The 17,492-nt window shown below is 64.3% G+C and carries 18 protein-coding genes and 1 tRNA gene; 15 read left to right on the top strand and 4 right to left on the bottom strand.

Features of this window, described 5'->3' with window-relative positions; all coding sequences use genetic code 11:
- The first annotated feature begins 915 nt into the window (after window positions 1-915).
- The 3 genes from ACTOQ1_RS25105 (at window position 916) to ACTOQ1_RS25095 (ending at window position 4,183) form a co-directional block, all read left to right on the top strand.
- Window positions 916-1,248: a hypothetical protein gene (locus tag ACTOQ1_RS25105; protein WP_440070468.1), complete on the top strand. Its 333-nt coding sequence runs from the start codon at window positions 916-918 to the stop codon at window positions 1,246-1,248.
- 992 nt (window positions 1,249-2,240) lie between these two features.
- Entirely contained in the window at window positions 2,241-3,644 is a 1,404-nt protein-coding gene (locus tag ACTOQ1_RS25100; protein WP_440070467.1) for a DUF3696 domain-containing protein, read from the top strand.
- On the top strand, window positions 3,641-4,183 hold the full coding sequence (locus ACTOQ1_RS25095; protein WP_440070466.1) for a hypothetical protein: 543 nt from the start codon (window positions 3,641-3,643) through the stop codon (window positions 4,181-4,183). The genes ACTOQ1_RS25100 and ACTOQ1_RS25095 overlap by 4 nt, the downstream gene beginning before the upstream one ends.
- Before the next feature lie 41 nt (window positions 4,184-4,224).
- Here ACTOQ1_RS25095 and ACTOQ1_RS25090 read toward each other — a convergent pair whose 3' ends face one another.
- The gene (locus ACTOQ1_RS25090; RefSeq protein WP_440070465.1) at window positions 4,225-5,517 is read right to left on the bottom strand and encodes a hypothetical protein; all 1,293 of its coding nucleotides are present in this window, start codon (window positions 5,515-5,517) and stop codon (window positions 4,225-4,227) included.
- 346 nt (window positions 5,518-5,863) lie between these two features.
- Between ACTOQ1_RS25090 and ACTOQ1_RS25085 the strand changes: the two genes are divergently transcribed.
- Window positions 5,864-6,154 (top strand): hypothetical protein, encoded by a 291-nt coding sequence (locus tag ACTOQ1_RS25085; protein ID WP_440070464.1) that lies wholly within the window; start codon window positions 5,864-5,866, stop codon window positions 6,152-6,154.
- 267 nt (window positions 6,155-6,421) lie between these two features.
- Entirely contained in the window at window positions 6,422-7,153 is a 732-nt protein-coding gene (locus tag ACTOQ1_RS25080) for a GntR family transcriptional regulator (RefSeq protein ID WP_440070463.1), read from the top strand.
- Between the two features lie 12 nt (window positions 7,154-7,165).
- On the opposite strand, the gene ACTOQ1_RS25075 is transcribed toward ACTOQ1_RS25080, so the two are convergent.
- Window positions 7,166-7,552: a hypothetical protein gene (locus ACTOQ1_RS25075; protein ID WP_440070462.1), complete on the bottom strand. Its 387-nt coding sequence runs from the start codon at window positions 7,550-7,552 to the stop codon at window positions 7,166-7,168.
- A gap of 197 nt (window positions 7,553-7,749) precedes the next feature.
- Here ACTOQ1_RS25075 and ACTOQ1_RS25070 point away from each other — a divergent pair, with 197 nt between their 5' ends.
- From ACTOQ1_RS25070 to ACTOQ1_RS25040, 7 genes are all read left to right on the top strand, one after another.
- Window positions 7,750-8,190, top strand: a complete 441-nt coding sequence (locus ACTOQ1_RS25070; protein WP_440070461.1) for a plasmid replication, integration and excision activator — start codon at window positions 7,750-7,752, stop codon at window positions 8,188-8,190.
- Window positions 8,190-8,468, top strand: coding sequence for a hypothetical protein (locus tag ACTOQ1_RS25065; protein WP_440070460.1), 279 nt, complete (start codon window positions 8,190-8,192; stop codon window positions 8,466-8,468). The genes ACTOQ1_RS25070 and ACTOQ1_RS25065 overlap by 1 nt, the downstream gene beginning before the upstream one ends.
- A gap of 81 nt (window positions 8,469-8,549) precedes the next feature.
- Window positions 8,550-9,989 (top strand): FtsK/SpoIIIE domain-containing protein, encoded by a 1,440-nt coding sequence (locus ACTOQ1_RS25060; protein ID WP_440070459.1) that lies wholly within the window; start codon window positions 8,550-8,552, stop codon window positions 9,987-9,989.
- Entirely contained in the window at window positions 9,989-10,183 is a 195-nt protein-coding gene (locus tag ACTOQ1_RS25055; RefSeq protein WP_440070458.1) for a hypothetical protein, read from the top strand. The genes ACTOQ1_RS25060 and ACTOQ1_RS25055 overlap by 1 nt, the downstream gene beginning before the upstream one ends.
- Window positions 10,180-11,889, top strand: a complete 1,710-nt coding sequence (locus ACTOQ1_RS25050) for a replication initiator (RefSeq protein ID WP_440070457.1) — start codon at window positions 10,180-10,182, stop codon at window positions 11,887-11,889. Before ACTOQ1_RS25055 ends, ACTOQ1_RS25050 begins: the two co-directional genes overlap by 4 nt.
- Window positions 11,890-11,901: 12 nt before the next feature.
- Entirely contained in the window at window positions 11,902-12,108 is a 207-nt protein-coding gene (locus ACTOQ1_RS25045; RefSeq protein ID WP_089212647.1) for a helix-turn-helix domain-containing protein, read from the top strand.
- The gene (locus tag ACTOQ1_RS25040) at window positions 12,108-13,424 is read left to right on the top strand and encodes a tyrosine-type recombinase/integrase (RefSeq protein WP_440070456.1); all 1,317 of its coding nucleotides are present in this window, start codon (window positions 12,108-12,110) and stop codon (window positions 13,422-13,424) included. The genes ACTOQ1_RS25045 and ACTOQ1_RS25040 overlap by 1 nt, the downstream gene beginning before the upstream one ends.
- A 102-nt stretch (window positions 13,425-13,526) precedes the next feature.
- Here the strand turns inward: ACTOQ1_RS25040 and ACTOQ1_RS25035 are convergent.
- A tRNA-Gly gene (locus ACTOQ1_RS25035) sits at window positions 13,527-13,600 on the bottom strand.
- 168 nt (window positions 13,601-13,768) lie between these two features.
- On the opposite strand from ACTOQ1_RS25035, the gene dcd reads away from it, so the two are divergent.
- The 3 genes from dcd to ACTOQ1_RS25020 all read left to right on the top strand — a co-directional run bounded on the left by dcd (window position 13,769) and on the right by ACTOQ1_RS25020 (window position 16,389).
- Window positions 13,769-14,344: a dCTP deaminase gene (gene dcd, locus ACTOQ1_RS25030; RefSeq protein ID WP_440070455.1), complete on the top strand. Its 576-nt coding sequence runs from the start codon at window positions 13,769-13,771 to the stop codon at window positions 14,342-14,344.
- A 422-nt stretch (window positions 14,345-14,766) separates the two neighbouring features.
- Window positions 14,767-15,384 carry a DUF47 domain-containing protein gene (locus tag ACTOQ1_RS25025; RefSeq protein ID WP_030924556.1) on the top strand — a complete coding sequence of 206 codons (618 nt, stop codon included), beginning with the start codon at window positions 14,767-14,769 and terminating at the stop codon, window positions 15,382-15,384.
- A complete protein-coding gene (locus tag ACTOQ1_RS25020) occupies window positions 15,385-16,389 on the top strand; it encodes an anion permease (protein WP_440070454.1) in 1,005 nt (334 codons plus the stop codon).
- Window positions 16,390-16,488: 99 nt separating this feature from the next.
- On the opposite strand, the gene mshD is transcribed toward ACTOQ1_RS25020, so the two are convergent.
- On the bottom strand, window positions 16,489-17,412 hold the full coding sequence (gene mshD, locus ACTOQ1_RS25015) for a mycothiol synthase (protein ID WP_440070453.1): 924 nt from the start codon (window positions 17,410-17,412) through the stop codon (window positions 16,489-16,491).
- Window positions 17,413-17,492: the final 80 nt, after the last annotated feature.

The following is a 17,492-nucleotide window of genomic DNA, read 5'->3' as shown; positions in this document are numbered from 1 at the left end:
GACGGGAATCGAACCCGCGCTGTCAGCTTGGGAAGTGCATCGATCACACCTTGTAGAGCGGCTGAGCTGGGCGTTTGGCCGGTCGTGAGTGACCGTGGTTGACCCCTCGTCACCCTGGTTAATGGCCCGCTAATGGCCCGAGAACCGGGTCTGTTCGGTTGACTCTCGACAAGATTGGGGGCGTGTTCTGGGAGGTGGAAGGCCCTATCATCCTCGACCGACTGAGCGGACGCGGGAATGTTCGAAACTCCGGTCGTGAAGGCGTGTGGCCAGGCATTCCCGGTGAGAGACGATGCTGGTACTGCCGGGGCCGTCGGCGCTTCGGACGTCCATGACCACGCCGTCGCCACCTGGGCTCAGAACAGTGTGCGTACCGCAGAAGTCGCATGGCCACTGGAAGCACTCCAGGTCCTGGCTACGCATCGTCAACCGTGCCCAGCTGGGCTGGCTGTACCGGCGGATTTGTTGTACGACGGCGTCGACCTCGGAACCGACACGGGGGTACTCCCAAGGGAAGGCACGATGGTTTCCCGAGGGGCTGTCGATCACTGTGGCGTCCACGGAGGCACCGATGTCCTCGTGACCAGGAATCACCACCATGACGCCCCACGGTTCATGGCCGGTTACCCGGACTCGAACTGATTGCCCAGGGACAAGGCTGGCCCCTGCGGCATCGAATCGCTGCATCCGATCATTCTCCCGAACGCAAACATTCCCGGCATCTCCCGATGGCCGGCTCGGCGGTCATATGGCCAAGATGCTGTCAGCTTGGGAAGTCTCTAACCCGCCTGGCCGCTGAGCTGGGAAGACGCTGACCTGCGGGGGAGCGGGGCGAGTACCCGTGGTTCCCCGCGAGTCCCCCTTGTTCACCCTCCTGACGGGCACGCAACGGACACGCCTGGAAGACTCTCCATCATGAGTGAGGTCATCAGAGATACACCGTTCCCGTTTCCTGATGACAGGTTCCCCCCGGAGTTGGGAGCAGTGGTTCAGCGCACGGTTGTAAGTGGCGAACTTCCTGTACTCATCGTGATCCACGACGAAGAGAACGACTGGATGATCGGCGATGGCGTTACGGATGCGAGCGATCCGACGGCGTCGATCATCAGCCATGTCCGCCATGTCGTCGAGCTGGATCCGACCGTGGAGGAGACAGCAAGCTTGCCTTGTGGCTACGTCGCCTACAGGTCGTCACGGTTTGCACCGTGGGTGATCGAGTCATGGAGCTATCCAGACGAGAACTCATAGCCAGTTTGGAAGATTGCGGCGCGCGTCCCCGTGGTCTGCTGCGGCCCAGGTAGGGGACGGTTTCGCTCTATCCGTGAGTCCCCGTGAGTCCCCCTTCGTGACCCTCCTGACGGGCACGCAACGGGCATGCCGGGCACGGCCTTCAGCTTCGCCGCTCGGTGGGCTGGGGCTGAGGAACGAAGTCCCGGACCGTCGATCGCCTCCGACCACGTACGAAGATCAGCCACCCTTAGGCGATCGTGAGGGTGGTACTGGCTTCGGCGCCGCATTACTGGCTTGAAGACAACGCCTGTCGTGGGATCGACGGTGGACAGCGTGGGCCAGGGCGGGCAGGCTGATCACACGGCGATGAGGGAGAGGTCATGAACTTCGGTGCCACGGGCGTGCTCTTTATGCTGATTGGCGCTCTCATTCAGTTCCTGATCATCTACTTCGCTGTACGCCTGGCGCTAAAGCATGACCGTGAACGTTCCGGGCGTGGTTGGCCGCAGAGGTAGCACCCCGGAGAGCGGAGCGGCCGGCGCCAATGCGAAGCACCCCAAAGGGGCCGCGAAGCGGTTGGGGCCGGTGGTCGGAGCGACCTCAAGGCGGCGGTGCGGCCCCACTGCGGTGGGCGATGGGCGAGTGCGGCGCGCGGGCGGTGCGGCGGGCGGGCCGATTTCCGCCGCCGTTCGGGACCGGCGCCCACGCCGCACGCCCGGACGGCGGGCGGGTGGAGGGCCGTGCGGCGGCGCGCCGCGCCGCCGCCTTGATTCATATAAGCGTAATTCGGCAGTCAAGTATCAATCGGGACGAGACAAGCATCAAGCGAGCCGAAGGGTGAGTTGCACAGCAGTAGGACCAGTTCACGGGCGAAGCATGGGCTGCTTGGAAGTGATGGGTCTCTGGCAGAAAATTTCCATGCTGGAGCGGTGGCCTAGCCAAGCTCCTGACACTAAGCTGCATAAAGGAAATACTGTAGCGACCAGCACAGGTTGCCGAGGAGCGTAGCGATGATAACGAAGCTCAGATTGAAGAACTTTAAAGCCTGGGAAGATAGTGGGGTTGTTGAATTCGGTCCCATAACTGCTTTTTTTGGAAGTAATTCATCTGGAAAGACCAGCTTTCTCCAAAGCCTACTACTACTCAAGCAGACTGCAGAATCTGCTGACAGGGGGAGGGTTTTTGACCTAGGCGGCCCCGCATCACTTGCCGCCCTAGGGACATTTCGTGATATCACATTTCGTCATAACGTAGATCATGTTGTGGGCATTGATATTGGATGGCGCGAGGAGAAGCCTTTCAAAATTCAAAATACGGAGACAAAGAAAAGGGATCCAATTGTTTCAAGTAATAGCCTAGGGCTATCGGTTCAGGTTAAGGAGCTAAAGTCTTTTCCCGTAGTTCAGCGCGTTGAATATGAACTCGGAGATTTCCACTTCGCCCTTTCGCGCATCAAGGGGGGAAAGGACGAGTACACTTTGGAATCAGACAGATATCCTTTTAAGCGCGTGTCCGGACGACCTTGGCCACTCCCCTCACCTGGGAAGTTCTATAGCTTTCCTGATCAAGTGCGCGCGTATTATCAGAATGCTGCTTTCTTGTCCGACCTGGAGCTCCAATTTGAAAATCTATGTAGTCGGATTTATTACCTTGGCCCCCTTCGCCAGGACCCTGAGCGCCAGTACATCTGGTCGGGAGGAAGGCCGGTTGACGTTGGAAAGAGAGGAGAGCTCGCGGTCGAAGCGCTCATTGCTTCGCAGGCAGACGGTAAGACCAATGCTCGCGGATTCGCTGTAAGAAAGGACGGCCTTCGAAGGACTAAATTGATCACCGTTGAAGAACACGTTGCAACGTGGCTTCAAGAACTTGGCCTGATCTCGGACTTTGCTGTTGAATCTGTAGACGACAGAGTAACGCTGTACCGTGTTCAAGTGAAGCGTTCGCCGAATAGTGCATCGGTTCTCCTAACTGATGTTGGTTTTGGGGTTAGTCAGGTTCTGCCTGTGCTCGTCCTTCTTGCGTATGCTCCCGAAGGATCTACAGTTCTTCTTGAGCAACCAGAAATCCACCTACATCCAGCTGTGCAAAGCGGGCTAGCTGATGTAATTATCGAGGCCGCGAAGGTTCGCAATATCCAAGTAATAGTCGAGAGTCACTCGGAGCATTTTCTAATGCGCCTTCAGCGCAGAATTGCAGAGAAAGATCTTGGAAGAGGGATAGTGCTTGAGCCTGAAGACTGTCGACTTTACTTCTGCGAAACTTCTGAGGGTCAATCCGTCATTTCTCATCTCGACATCGATCTGTTCGGTAATATTACGAACTGGCCTGACGACTTCTTTGGAAATTCTTTTGAGGAAGTTGCTGCCATGAATCGGGCGGCACGTCGTCGGGCGATTCAGGAGAAGTCCGCTTGAGTTTACCGTCGCGAGCTGTAATTGATACCAACGTGCTTATTGTTGCCAACGGCAAGGCTGATCATGTAGAACCTGGCTGTGTCATATCTGCCATTGATTTCCTGGAGCATGCCGAAAAAGAAGGTGTAGTCGTCATTGACTCTTCGTGGCACATCTTCGAAGAGTACGAAAAGCATTGTTCATACAAGGGGCAGCCGGGAGTTGGAGACCGATTCTTCCTTCATCTCCATCGGACTCAGGCGGACGCTCGAAGAGTAGCTAAGGTGGACGTGAATCCGGACGGACAGGGTTCTTATGAAGAAATCCCCGAAACGCTGCGAGGATTCGATCCATCGGATCATAAATTCGTAGCGACAGTTATTGCTGATGAGCGGCGCTCAGTCATAGTTAACTGCGCTGATTCCGATTGGCGAGAGGCTAGTAAAACGCTTCGTGAAAATGAAATAAATGTTGTAGAAATATGTGCTAATGAGCGTGAAGAAAATGCTAGATCAAATTCCAGGAAGCGGCGATCGCCGCAGGTTGGTAGAGATATCTAAGTGTGCTGTATAAAAATATTTTAGAGGTAGAAAATGAAGTGTTAGTCGAGTAATTCCGGGTGGCGGCCGTTGAGAGCTCGGCGAGCGGTGATGTAGCGCTCATGGAACTCTTTGGCGAGAACTTCACGATGGTAGTTCTGACGTAGAACTCGGTCGAGGTCTGCGGCGCGGTTGACGAGGTCGGTTAGGGATCGGCGCTCGATGTTGAACGCTGACATGCCTTGTTCTACAGCGGCGTCGAGGTTGCCTCGTCGGGCGTGAACGATACCGAGGTCTATGTGGGCGTCGGCTACTCGCATAGGGGCGTTGGACGTACCGTCCGGACGGGTGTGCATCTGGATCGTCTCAAGGGCGTGTTCTTCAGCGCGGTCGTTGTCTTCGAGCCAGGTGTAAGCAGTGGCGGCATAGAAGACCCACTTGGCATGGTCGAATACGAAGTGGTGATCCGGGTTGCCGGGGAGCGGGAGCTTCGCCAGGGCATCGGCTCCACGAGTGAGAGCCTTGTCGGCTTCGCGTCGGTCGCCGATGCGGGCCAGTCCGCGGGCTTCTTGCAAGGTGAGTTGAACTTGGGCGCTGGATTGGCCGGCGACGGCCTGGCCCATGCGGGCGGAATTGACGACGTCCTCATAGCGGCCTTCGACCAGGGCGAACCATGCCGACATCTCGTGTGCCCAACCCATGAGTTCACCGTGCCCGACCTGGCGGCCCATCTCGTAGGCGGCGCGGCGGGCAGTCTCGGCTTCCTCGCGCTCTCCCAGGTCGTAGTGAACGCACCCGAGTAGGGCCGTCAGCCATCCAGTAATGACGAGGAGTTCCCGGTGCTGGGCGAGGGTGATCCGTCCGCCGAGTAGACCGTTGACCTGAGCGAGACGCTTCTGGGTCCGATCGCGCAACATGGAGGCTGAGACGACGGGGTAGGCGCGGCAGAGCAGATCGACGGCCTCAGCGAGTGCTTCGAGCGTGCCGGTTCCGACATCGGACGCCTGGAGCTGCTGGGCGAGTTCCATGGTGCCGTACAGGTCGGCCTCGGCTCGCAACGCGTCCATGGGGATGATGCTGGTGGCTTCGATGAGCTGGCCGGCCCCGCGTCTGTTCGGCCGGAATCCCAGGTCTTCGGGTTGAAGTCCGGTCAGCTGGGTGATGGCGAGCCGGTAGGGAGAATGGGGCCACCTGACCTCTCCGGCCTCCCAACGTCGGATGCGCTCCTCATCGCACGCCAGGGACTCCTTGACGCCGACCGGTGTCGTGTTGATCCGGTGGGCCAATTCGGCGCGCGTCAGACGGTGCTCGTTACGCCAAGCCCGGAGTTGGACGTTGGGGATGTTGTCGGGCATCTGGGGCCTTCCTCCCGGCTGGGGGCTCAAGAGGGGGGATTCAGGGGGCCGTTTGGGGGTCCTGTCCTTCTCGGATTGCCGGTGGACTTGCCATCAAGCAACACGGTACGTCAGCCCGCTTTCCGCCGCAGGGAACGCGGATCAAATTCGAGGAGATGGCGACGGTGACCCGGCCAGAGGAGACCAGCGAGACACGCCCCTGCCCCGCGTGCCGGGGACGTGGAACCAAGCTGCGCAGCTCGCGCCGTGCCCTTCTCGTCGGCGAGAGCGGTGGTGATCCCGAGACGCAGGGAGAACAGGAATGTCTCGACTGCCTCGCAACCGGCCGGGTCGAAAGGAACGTGAGATGAATCCGATCATGCAGACCGCTGCGGCCTGCCTTCAGCAGGAACGCCAGCAGAACGAGGCGCATGCCCTCGCTCGGCTGCGGAACGCGTTGCTGCGGCTCGACGTGCGGGCCGAACTGCGCGACAACGACAGTGCGCTGATGATTCCCCGTCCACAGGTCGGCCTGCCGGTGTGGGTGTTCGTCGGCTACGGCGGCGCCTTCTACTCCTGGCAGTCGGCCGAGAAGCGCCACCCGATCAGCGACGTGGCGGGCGCTGCCCAGGTTCTGGCCGAGTACGTCGGTCGATAGGCGGGCGCGGCGGGGTGGTGTCCTTTGGTGCGGAGGGCACCGAAGAGCGTTACCGCTGCCCCGTCGCGTCTGATCACGTCCCGGCAGGTAGCAGAGACGGCGTATGCGGCCCCACCCGTGTAACCGCGGCGCCCTTCTTCCCTCTCTCTGCCTGCCGGGACCCTCTCTGTTCTCGCTCCCCTTGCCTTCCGGTGACGTGACAGGCAGGGGGAGGCCAGGTTACGCTCTGACTTGGTCAAACAACCTGTCGGGTGATGGACGGTCGTAATGTCACTAGAGTCCGTGCCTCCGAAGTACGCCCAACTTGTTCAGGCACTTCAACGGCGCATCGAGTCGGGGGACTACCCTCCGGGCTCACTCCTGCCCAGTGAGAACCAGCTCATCAACGAGTTCGGCGTCTCCCGGCCCACCGTCGTCGCCGCACTGCGCGTGCTCCGCGAACAGGGCTGGATCGACTCCCAGCAAGGCAAGGGCCGTTTCGTGCGGGGACGCCCGGCTCTCGCCTCGGCCGAACAGCCACGAACTGGACAGGCATATCTGATCGCTCCGGAGAGCGCGTCACAGGGCGAGGTCATCGAGACGGCGGCGATCACTGCCCCCAACCGCATCGCCTCCCTGCTCGGCCTCGCCCCGAAGAGCAAGGCGTTCCTGCGCCGGCGACTCGTCAGCCGGGACGGTGAGCCGACCGAGATGGTCTCGCTGTGGCTGCCGGTCGAGCTGTCCCAGGGCACCGACCTGACCAGCGCCGAACCTCTGGCCCAGGGACTCCGGGAGCACCTCCAGTCCCGCAAGGGCGTGCGCTTCGACCACGTGGTGGAGCAGATCACCGCACGCGTGCCCACGAGCGACGAGGCCAAGCAACTCGTCATGCCCAAGAACACGCCGCTGCTGGCTGTCTACGGTGCCGTCCGGGATGCTTCGGGTACGGCTCTGGCCGTGGTGGAGGTCCTGCTTCCCGCCGACCGGCATGAACTGGAAGACGCCTACCCAATCGGGTGACCAAACTGGCGCCTATGTGCAGTTCCAGTTCCAATCACTGTCGGTGATGGCTCCGAACTCCACGATGACGGCTCCACTCTCGTCGATGTCTTCGTCGGAGCCCAGAGAGACCTGTGCTTTCTCTCTGGCGTCGGCTCCGGCGATGGCGGCCTTCTCGTAGTAGGCCAAGATCTTCTCTTGTGGCAAGCCAGTTTGAAGCGTCAGTCGGATCTGATACTCACAGTAGTCGCCGTTTCCGCCGAATATCTTGCCGACGGTGGCGGCGCTGTCGCCCATGGTGCGGGTCTCGGGCGGTAGTGGATAGGCCAGTACTCGCTGGTGGAAATCGTCGAGTCGAGCCTCGTCACGCCACACCGGGATCATGATCAATAGGAACAGTCCGACCAGTGGGGAAATCACGCCTATGACTAAGCAGCCCCACAAGATTCGCACCAGATCCTCCTGGAATGTCGCTGTCGTTGCCCTGATGATTGTCCATCGGATCACCGACGCCGCCGTCATCTTCGCCTAGTCACTTGACCTACCAAGCTCGATCGTCGTACTCTCAAGTCAGTTGATAGGTTAAGTGCCTGTCAGTTGACAAGAGGAGTGCCATCATGGCCCTGCAAGGACCCATCCCCGTCAGCTTCGCCCAGGTCTTCCCGCACGGCTGCTACGTCGTCGGGGAGGTCGAGGCGGTCAAGGACTTCGACGCCTCCACCAACGGCCGCTTCGTCCAGTCCCGCGACAAGACCACCGGAGAACTCGTCTGGCAGGTGGCGGTCATGGACGCCGACCCGACCGTCAAGCCCGGACAGAAGACCGTGGCCGTCAAGATCCTCGCCCCGGTCCAGCCCGTTCCGCCGACCCCCATGCCGAACCTGCCCTTCACCCCGGTCGAGTTCGACCACGTCACCGCCACCCCGTACGTCAACGGCGCCGGACGCCTCGCCTACTCCATCAAGGTCCGCGAGATGCGTGCCCCGCGCACCGGTCCCGTCGCCTCAGCTCCCGCACCTGCCAAGCACACCTCCACCGTTGGAAAGGACGTCGCCTGATGACGCGTCGCAGGACTCACCGCATCAGCACCATCACTCTCAACACCGGCCGTGGCGCCCGTGCCACCAACCACCCCTACCCGGCCCGGACCCCGGTCCTGGCGCTCGACTTCGGCGCCGTCTCGCTCCTGGTCACCACCTCGGCCGGCGACCTCGTGACGGCCTCCGACGTCGAGTTCGCCCGCCAGCTCGCCCACGAGGCCGACCAGTTCGCCCGCTCGGTCGAGAGCAAGTTCACCACCCCGGCCAACGAGCTCGACCAGGGCAAAGCGGCCTGACACGTAAGTGGGGCCGCTGGAACTGGCATTCCGGCGGCCCCTCGTCTCCCCAGACAGCAAATCAAGAGAGGGCTCAAGCCTATGTTCAAAAAACTACCCGGTGACGAGGCGCAACACCTCGTCACCACGACCCCCGACACGGCTGTGGTGTTCCGCCCGGCCGTCCTCAAGACCCCCGCCATCGTCACCATCGTCATCTTCACCTGGCGGCTGCTGGCCGGTGCCGTGCGGCTGCTGTGGCGCTACCCGATCGCCTCACCTGTCGCCGTCGCTCCCGGCGCGCTGAGCTGGCTGTACGGCTGGCAGTGGGGCATCGCGCTTCTGGTCCTGGTGCCTGTCGCTCTCACCACGTGGCGGCTGGTCGATCGGGCCTCGTTCCTGCGCCTGGTGGGCTGGCGGCTGCTGGCCTGGTGGCGGCTGGTGTGGGTGTATCGGCGGCACTGGCAACCGGTGATGATCGTCTCCGGGCTCGGCCGGAACCTGCGCGGCCGGGACTACCTGCCCCGCCTCGTCCGCGTCACCTGCACCTCGTGGGCGGACCTGGTCACGGTGAAGATGCTCGCCGGACAGTCGGTCAAGGACTGGTCCGACCGCATTGAGCACCTGGCCCATGGCTTCGGCGCCACCTCGTGCCGAGTGACCGTCGCCCGGTCGGGCCGTCTGCTGCTGGCCTTCCCCCGGCGCGATCCGCTGGCTGTCCCCTTACCCGCTCTACCGATTCCCGCCGTGGCGTCGGTGGGGCCTGTCGAGATCGGCAAGCAGGAGGACGGCACCCCGTGGCGGCTCAAGGTCCACGGCACTCACGTCCTGGTCGCCGGGGCCACCGGGGCGGGCAAGGGCTCGATCATCTGGTCCACGATCCGGGGCCTGCTGCCTGCGGTACGGGCGGGCCTGGTCGAGATCTGGGCGCTGGATCCCAAGCTGATGGAACTGTCCTTCGGCCGTGACCTGTTCGACCGCTACGCCGCCGACCCGGCCACGTGCGCCGATCTGCTGGAAGCTGCCGTGAAGATCATGCAGGAGAGGGCGGGCCGGTTCGCCGGAGTCCAGCGCAACCACGTTCCTACCGTCGATGACCCGTTCGTCCTGGTGGTGGTCGACGAGGTGGCGTTCCTGACGGCCTACCAGTCCGACAAGGGGCTCAAGCTCCGCATCTCGGCAGCGCTGGCGACGTTGACCACACAGGGTCGTGCGGTGGGGGTCGGCGTCCTGGCGGCGTTGCAGGACCCGCGCAAGGACGTGCTGAGCATCCGCAACCTGTTCCCCGACAAGATCGCGCTGCGGCTGGACGAGTCCGAACAGGTGGACATGGTCCTCGGTGACGGCGCTCGGGATCGGGGCGCACTGGCCGACCTGATCCCACCTCAGCCGGACCTCGGCGCGGGCATCGCCTACACCCGTCTGGAGACCTCACCCGAGCCGATGCGTGCCCGTGCCGGCTACGTCTCCGATGCCGATATCCGCGACATGGTCGCCGTGTTCACCGCTGACACGCTGCCGCTGATGGTTGAGGGGGCCTGATGAGAGTCACCCTGCACGGCACCCCGGCCGAGATCGAGGGCCTGCCCTTCCGGCGGCTGCGGACGTTCGACGGCTCCGACCTCGCCGAAGTGACGGTGATCGTCGATCTCGACACCGCCCGGCTCCGCAAAGACCCCTACAGCGACGCCTGCCGGATCACCGCTGATGTGGTCGACCGAGAGGAGGCCATGTGACCGACACCCCTCCTGTTCCACCGTCCGCCACCCCGCCCGATGGCTCCGACCGCACCTTGCCCCGCCTCGCCCGTGACACCCTGCCCTTCGCCCTGGACGTCGCGATCGAGGTAGCCAAGAACAACGGCGTCTGCATCCGCCCGATCGAGTTGCGGCGCCTCGACACCCACACCGGCACTTCCGAGTCGTTCAACATCCCCTGCGGCGCCACGCAGGAGGCCAAGTGCCCGCCGTGCGCCACCCGCAACCGCCAGCTCCGCCGGGCACAGTGCCGGGAAGGCTGGCACCTCGACCACGAACCGATCGCCGAACCCAACCCCTCCACCGAAGACCAGCGGTGGCTGATCGAGTTCCGGGCCGATGTGCAGGCCAAGCGGGACGAGGCCGAGAGGGACGGGGAAGGCACCCTTGACTGGGACGAGGCGATCGCCGGGATCGATGCGGAGATCAACGCCGCTGGGATGCGGGGCAACGTCCTGGGTGGGCGGTCGACTCCCAAGCGCTCGCGCTCGACGAGGCGTCGCCAGGATGCGCCGGATCTGCCCAAGCGGGCCAAGCAGGACACGACCCTCGGGCGGACCTTCATCGCCTCTGACGGCAAGGTCTACCGGCCGTCCCTGTTCGTCACGCTGACGCTTCCCTCGTACGGGCGCGTTCGCAACGGTGTGCCGGTCAACCCGAGCACGTACGACTACGCGGCGGCGGCTCGCGATGCACTGCACTTCTCCAAGCTCGTCGATCGGTTCGTGCAGAACCTTCGCCGGGTGGCGGGCTATGACGTGCAGTACTTCGCCTCTGTCGAACCACAGAAGCGGCTCGCCCCGCACTTGCACATGGCGATCCGCGGGACCATGCCGCGTGCGGAGGTCAAGGCCATCGCCGCCGCCACCTATCACCAGGTGTGGTGGCCGTCCGTCGACGAAGTTCGCTTCGACGGTGAACACCTGCCGGTCTGGAGCGAGCGGGCCGAACGCGCTGAGCCCTACCCGGACGGGCAGGCCGGCGACTACCTCGACCCGGCGACCGGGGAACTGCTGCCAACGTGGGACGAGGCGCTCGACCAGCTCGGCACCGACGAGGCGGCCGAACCGCTGCACGTGGTGCGCTTCGGTACTCAAGTCGATGTTCAGGGCGTGCTCGCCGGATCGCCGGACGCTGACCAGTGCATCGGCTACCTGTCGAAGTACCTGACCAAGAGCCTCGGTGACCCCCTCGACCCTGAGGATCCGGACAACCACGCCCGTCGCGACCACGCGACCCGCATGGTCGAGGCGCTGCGCTACGAACCGTGCTCGCCGACCTGCCCGAACTGGCTGCGGTACGGCGTGCAGCCCAAGGGTGCCAAGGCGGGCATGTTGCCGGGCCGGTGCAAGGGCAAGGCGCACAAGGCCGAACACCTCGGCTATGCGGGCCGTCGCGTCCTGGTCTCCCGTAAGTGGTCCAACAAGACCCTCCGAGAGCACAAGCAGGATCGCCGGGCCTGGGTGCTCGACATGCTCGGCCTTCCCGACGAGACGGTGACCGATCCGCACCGCTACGTCTGGCGGCCGGTCTCCTCCAAGGATCCCAACCGCACCCCGCTGGCCAAACGGCTGCTGCGTGAGGTCGCCAACCGTCAGCGCACCCGCGCACGCCTGATCGAACTCCAGGCCAGAGCGGACGGCCTCTCTGTTCCAGAGCTTTCGGCAACTTCACTGGCTGCCTGACAGGAGAACCCATTGGACGAACTGCTCAAGGCGCACGAGGCCGCCGCACTGCTCCACACCTCGGAGCGCTTCATCCGTCGACTGATCGCGGAACGCCGGATCGAGTTCGTGAAGATCGGCCGTCACGTCCGCATCCGAGAGTCCGCACTACTCGCTTTCGTCGCTGCGGGGACGGTCGAACCCCTGGCGGCTTCCGACATCACCGGGAGGGCGGCCTGATGGCCAACAGAGACGGTCACCGACGTTTCGGCAACATCCGCAAGCGCGAGTCCGGCCGCTACCAGATCCGCTACCCCGGCCCTGATGGACAGATGCGCAGCGGTACCGACACCTACGAACGCAAGTCAGACGCGGAACGGGCGCTGTCGCTGATCGAGGCACAGATCATTCGGGGCGAGTGGACCGACCCGGAACGCGGCAAGATCAAGCTCAAGGAGTACGCCGAGACGTGGATCTCCCAGCGTCCTAGCCTCCGGCCGCGCACGATTGATCTCTATCGCTGGCTGCTCAAGAAACACATCACCCCGTATCTCGGCAGTGCCGCAGTCGGGAAGATGTCCACCGCGATGGTTCGGCAGTGGCGGGCCGACCTGCTCGGCAACGGGGTCTCGGTCAGCGTGGCGGCCAAGGCGTATCGCCTGCTGCGGGCCGTGCTGATGACGGCGGTCGAAGAGGACCACATCATCTCGCGCAATCCGTGCCGGATTCGCGGGGCCGGCGACGAGCACGCCCAGGAGCGCCCGGTGCTCACCGTGGCCCAGGTCTTCGAGTTGGCCGATCTCGTGGGTCGTCGTCCGGTCGGCAACGTCCGCAAGCTCAAGGACAACGCCTACCGGTTGCGCTTCCAACGGCACGGCGAGATGCGGACCCATCCCGAGGTCTTCACCGGCCGTGCCGACGCCGAACGGGCACTGTGGAAGATGGGGACGAGCGGACGGGCCGACTGCACTCATGACCGGCGCTTCCGCGCCCTGGTGCTCCTGGCCACCTTCGCCAGTCTGCGATGGGGTGAGGTGAGCGCGCTCCGTCGTACGGACGTCGACCTCGACGCGGGAACGGTACGCATCCGGGCGGTCTTCGTGGAACGCTCGACCGGTGGTCTGGTCCTCGGTCCGCCCAAGTCCAAGGCGGGCCGGCGGGTGGTCGGCATTCCCAAGGACATCGTTTCGGCACTGCGCGAGCACATCGCCACCTACGTTCAGGACGAGCCGGGTGCGCTGCTGTTCCCGGGTGCGAAGGGCGGGCCACTGCGGCGGAGCGGCTTCAACACCCGCACGCGCTGGGTGGACGTGGTCAAGGAGATGGGCATGCCGGGCCTGCACTTCCATGATCTTCGACACACGGGCAACATGCTCGCCGCCGAGTCGGGTGCGGGTCTCAAGGATCTGATGGCCCGGATGGGACATGACAACGTGCGTGCCGCGATGATCTATCAGCACGCCGTACGGGGTGCGGACAGGGCGATCACGGACGCGATCGACAGGCAATTGGAGAAGCGGAACGACGGCGACGCCGATGAGATGCCCGCAGGGTGATCACGGAGCTAATGGCCCGCTAATGGCCCGAGAAGATCGAACAGTCTGGGAAACAAGTAAGGCCCTGGTCGGGAATCCATCCCTGACCTGGGCCTTCGCTCTTGGAGCGGGTGACGGGAATCGAACCCGCGCTGTCAGCTTGGGAAGCTGATGTTCTGCCATTGAACTACACCCGCGTGCGGCGTGCCGCGAGTCACCACTCTAGCGGAAAGTTGGGCGACTCTCGTCCCTCCCGGGAGCAAGATTCATGCGTTCCCTCCGAAGGCGGGCTTCACGGCTCCGCCGTTGCCAGGTTCCTCTCCCGGGGGCGAGCTTCGAAGCTCCGCCGTTGGTAGGTTCCACACGTGCTGCTTTCCGATCGTGACATCGCCGCTCAGATCGAGGCCGGAAGGGTCAGGATCGATCCCTTCCAGCCGGAGATGATCCAGCCGTCCAGCGTTGACGTACGCCTGGACCGCTACTTCAGAGTCTTCGAGAATCACCGGTACCCCCACATCGATCCGGCGGTCGAGCAGCCCGATCTGACGCGGATGGTCGAACCGGACAAGGATGAGCCGTTCATCCTGCATCCGGGGGAGTTCGTGCTGGCGAGCACGTACGAGGTCGTCACGCTGCCGGACGACATCGCCTCGCGGCTGGAGGGCAAGAGCTCGCTGGGCAGGCTGGGGCTGCTGACGCACTCGACGGCCGGGTTCATCGACCCCGGGTTCAGCGGGCACGTCACGCTGGAGCTCTCCAACGTCGCGACGCTGCCGATCAAGCTCTGGCCCGGTATGAAGATCGGTCAGCTCTGCATGTTCAGGCTCAGCTCCCCGGCGGAGTATCCCTACGGTTCGGAGAAGTACGGGTCGCGCTACCAGGGGCAGCGGGGGCCGACGCCGAGCCGTTCGTACCTCAACTTCCACCGGACTCCCATCTGATTTCCATGATCGTCGGTGGGGGAGGGCGCGGACTCTCGTGAGGGGCCCGAACGCGGTTTAGCAAGGGGCCGTGATGGAAATCACCCTGATTGTTCGCGGGGGCGGCTGGTCTGCCCGACCACGGTGGATCTCGGGGAAACGTCGTGGAAGCGGGGGCTTCGGGGGGGAGTGGGGGCGACGCGCCGGACGATGATCCGGGGGAGAGAGTCCCATACGTGACCTGCCTTCGGCATAATGTGGCCGAAAACTAGCAAAAACGGTCACCGGAAAGATGCTCGCAAGACTGCCTCAAGCCGTGTGTCGCCGGGTACCCGCCGGGTAACGACATCACGAAGAGTGCGTGTCTGGCAGGTGAAGTTCGCATTTCCGCTGGTAACCCGTACCCTTCTCTGCGGACCATCCCCGCACATCTGGAGAACGACGTGCGCCTGCGTCTCACACCTAGTGAGGACAGCTACTACGACTTGTTCGCCGACTCGGCGAACAACCTCGTCACAGCGTCCCGTCTGCTGGTAGAGATCATCAGTGACGGATCGGACCGGGAAGCCCTGGCCGAGAAGATGCGCGCATGTGAGCACGCCGGCGACGAGCGCACTCACGCGATCATGAATCGGCTCAACGAGAGCTTCATCACCCCCTTCGACCGCGAGGACATCTACCGCCTCGCCTCGAACCTCGACGACGTCATGGACTACATGGAGGCGGCGGCCGACCTGATCGTCCTGTACCAGATCGACCACCTCCCCAAGGAGGTCGTCCGGCAGGTCGAGGTCCTGGAGCGCGCCGCCGAGCTCACCGCCGAGGCCATGCCGCGGCTGCGCTCGATGAAGAACCTCAACGAGTACTGGATCGAGATCAACCGGCTGGAGAACCAGGCCGACCAGGTCTACCGCCGCCTTCTCGCCAAGCTCTTCGGCGGGGAGTACGACGCGTTGACCGTCCTCAAGATGAAGGAGGTCATCGATCAGCTCGAGATGGCCGCCGACGCCTTCGAGCACGTGGCCAACACGATCGAGTCGATCGCGGTCAAGGAAAGCTAAGTGGATCTCACGCTCGCACTCGTCATCGGCGTGGTGGTCGTGGCGTTGGTGTTCGACTACACCAACGGTTTCCACGACGCCGCGAACGCGATCGCGACCTCCGTCTCGACGCGCGCGCTGACGCCGAGGGCCGCGCTGTTCATGGCCGCGGCCATGAACTTCCTGGGTGCGCATCTCGGTACGCAGGTGGCGGCGACCGTCGGCAAGGGCATCATCGACGCCCCGCAAGGAAGCCACGGTCTCGTCATCGTCGGTTCGGGTCTGGTCGGCGCGATCACCTGGAACCTCGTCACGTGGTACTTCGGCCTCCCCTCGTCGAGCAGTCACGCCCTGATCGGCGGCCTGGTCGGCTCCGCGATCGCCTCGGCGAGCACCGTCCACTGGGACGGAGTGCTGGAGAAGGTCGTCATCCCGATGATCCTGTCTCCGTTGATCGGCTTCAGCCTCGCCGGGCTCATCATGATCGGAATCCTGTGGGGATTCCGGCGCTCCCAGCCAACGAAGACCAACCGGGGCTTCCGCCACGCGCAGACCGTGTCCGCCGCGGCGATGGCGCTGGGCCACGGCCTCCAGGACGCGCAGAAGACCATGGGCGTCATCTTCCTGGCCCTCGTGGTCGGCGGCTACCAGAACGACGGTGACCCGATCCCCCAGTGGGTCATCCTCGCCGCCGCCACGGCCATCTCGCTCGGCACGTACGCGGGCGGCTGGCGGATCATGCGGACGCTCGGGCGCCGGATCATCGCGCTCGATCCCCCGCAGGGGTTCGCCGCGGAGACGGCCGCGGCGACCGTGCTCTACACCGCGGCCATCGGCTTCGGCGCCCCCATCTCCACCACCCACACGATCACCAGCGCGATCATGGGCGTGGGCGCCACCAAGCGCCTGTCGGCCGTGCGCTGGGGCGTCGCGGGCAACATCGTGACCGCCTGGGTCCTCACGATCCCGGCCGCCGCGTTCGTCGCCGCGCTGTCCTACTTCGCGCTCCACTGGATGGTCGAGTAGTCCTCGGGTGACCGCGCCGGACCGGGAGTGAACCCGGTCCGGCGCGCCCTGCTTCCAGGGTGCGTCCCCGCCTTTCGGTACGTCAGGCGGAGGACGTCTCTACTTCCGGTACATCACGTCGACGTCCCACCGGGTGAAGCCCAGCTTCTCGTACAGGCGGAGCGCCGCCGGGTTGTCCTCGTCCACGTACAGCATCACCTGGCTCAGGCCCCGCGACCTCAGGTACGCCAGGCCGGCGAGGGTGAGCGACCTGCCCAGGCCGCCGCCCTGCTCGGCGGGGTCGACGCCGACGACGTACACCTCGCCGAGGGGTTCGTGCGCGTGGTCGCCGTCACCGTGGACCTTGGTCCAGTGGAAGCCCACCAGCCGGTCGCCGTCCCCGGGACCGCCCGGCCGTACGGCGAGGAAGAATCCGGCCGGGTCGAACCAGGGCTCCCGCTCGCGCCGCTCCAGGTCCTCGATCGTCCACGCCCCCTGCTCGGGGTGCCGGGCGAAGGCCTTGGCGTTGAGCGCCACCCACGCCTCCCGGTCGGAGGTGCCGGGCTCGAACGTGCGCAGCCGTACCCCCTCGGGAAGCTCGAAGCCGGGGATGTCGGAGGACAGGGAGCGGCGCATCCGCCACAGGGACCTGACCTTGTCGAATCCCGCCGAGCGGGCGAGGGCCTCGGCGGCCGGGTGCCCGCCGTGCGCCCACAGGCGCAGGTGCCCGCCGGTGTGGTCGAGCACCGCCTCCAGCAGCCGCCGCCCGTATCCCCTCCCGCGGAACGCCGGGTGGACGACCAGTTCCCCGCTGGGTCCCTCGACGGGGTCGGTCGGGTCGACGTGGGCGTAGCCCGCGAGGTCGTCCCCGGCGTACAGCAGCACGGCTCCGGCCCGTTCGTCGCCGCCGTAGCGCAGGTGCAGCATCACATGTTCGTTGAGCGGCCTGACCCCGTCGGCCTCCGTGGCCGCCTCCACCACCGCGAGGACGCCGGACACCTCTTGCTCGCCGAGCGACCCTCGGTACTCCACACGCGCGTTCATGGTGTGGACTCTAAGCTGGCATGTCTTTCCCGAGCTCACCGGGGACTGGCAAAAGGCGCCATGCACCCGCCGGGTGAATC

The sequence above is a fragment of the Streptosporangium sp. OZ121 genome (assembly GCF_051918885.1).
Classification (GTDB): Bacteria; Actinomycetota; Actinomycetes; order Streptosporangiales; family Streptosporangiaceae; genus Streptosporangium.
The sequence above is the reverse complement of the archived record's forward strand: the minus strand, read 5'-3'. Positions and strand labels throughout refer to the sequence as shown.

Bases quoted from the DNA above. Each gene is read 5' to 3' on its own strand.
- ACTOQ1_RS25105 (WP_440070468.1), top strand. From the start codon at position 916: ATGAGTGAGGTCATCAGAGATACACCGTTCCCGTTTCCTGATGACAGG.
- ACTOQ1_RS25100 (WP_440070467.1), top strand. From the start codon at position 2,241: ATGATAACGAAGCTCAGATTGAAGAACTTTAAAGCCTGGGAAGATAGT.
- ACTOQ1_RS25090 (WP_440070465.1), bottom strand. From the start codon at position 5,517: ATGCCCGACAACATCCCCAACGTCCAACTCCGGGCTTGGCGTAACGAG.
- ACTOQ1_RS25085 (WP_440070464.1), top strand. From the start codon at position 5,864: ATGAATCCGATCATGCAGACCGCTGCGGCCTGCCTTCAGCAGGAACGC.
- ACTOQ1_RS25080 (WP_440070463.1), top strand. From the start codon at position 6,422: ATGTCACTAGAGTCCGTGCCTCCGAAGTACGCCCAACTTGTTCAGGCA.
- ACTOQ1_RS25070 (WP_440070461.1), top strand. From the start codon at position 7,750: ATGGCCCTGCAAGGACCCATCCCCGTCAGCTTCGCCCAGGTCTTCCCG.
- ACTOQ1_RS25065 (WP_440070460.1), top strand. From the start codon at position 8,190: ATGACGCGTCGCAGGACTCACCGCATCAGCACCATCACTCTCAACACC.
- ACTOQ1_RS25060 (WP_440070459.1), top strand. From the start codon at position 8,550: ATGTTCAAAAAACTACCCGGTGACGAGGCGCAACACCTCGTCACCACG.
- ACTOQ1_RS25055 (WP_440070458.1), top strand. From the start codon at position 9,989: ATGAGAGTCACCCTGCACGGCACCCCGGCCGAGATCGAGGGCCTGCCC.
- ACTOQ1_RS25040 (WP_440070456.1), top strand. From the start codon at position 12,108: ATGGCCAACAGAGACGGTCACCGACGTTTCGGCAACATCCGCAAGCGC.
- mshD (WP_440070453.1), bottom strand. From the start codon at position 17,412: ATGAACGCGCGTGTGGAGTACCGAGGGTCGCTCGGCGAGCAAGAGGTG.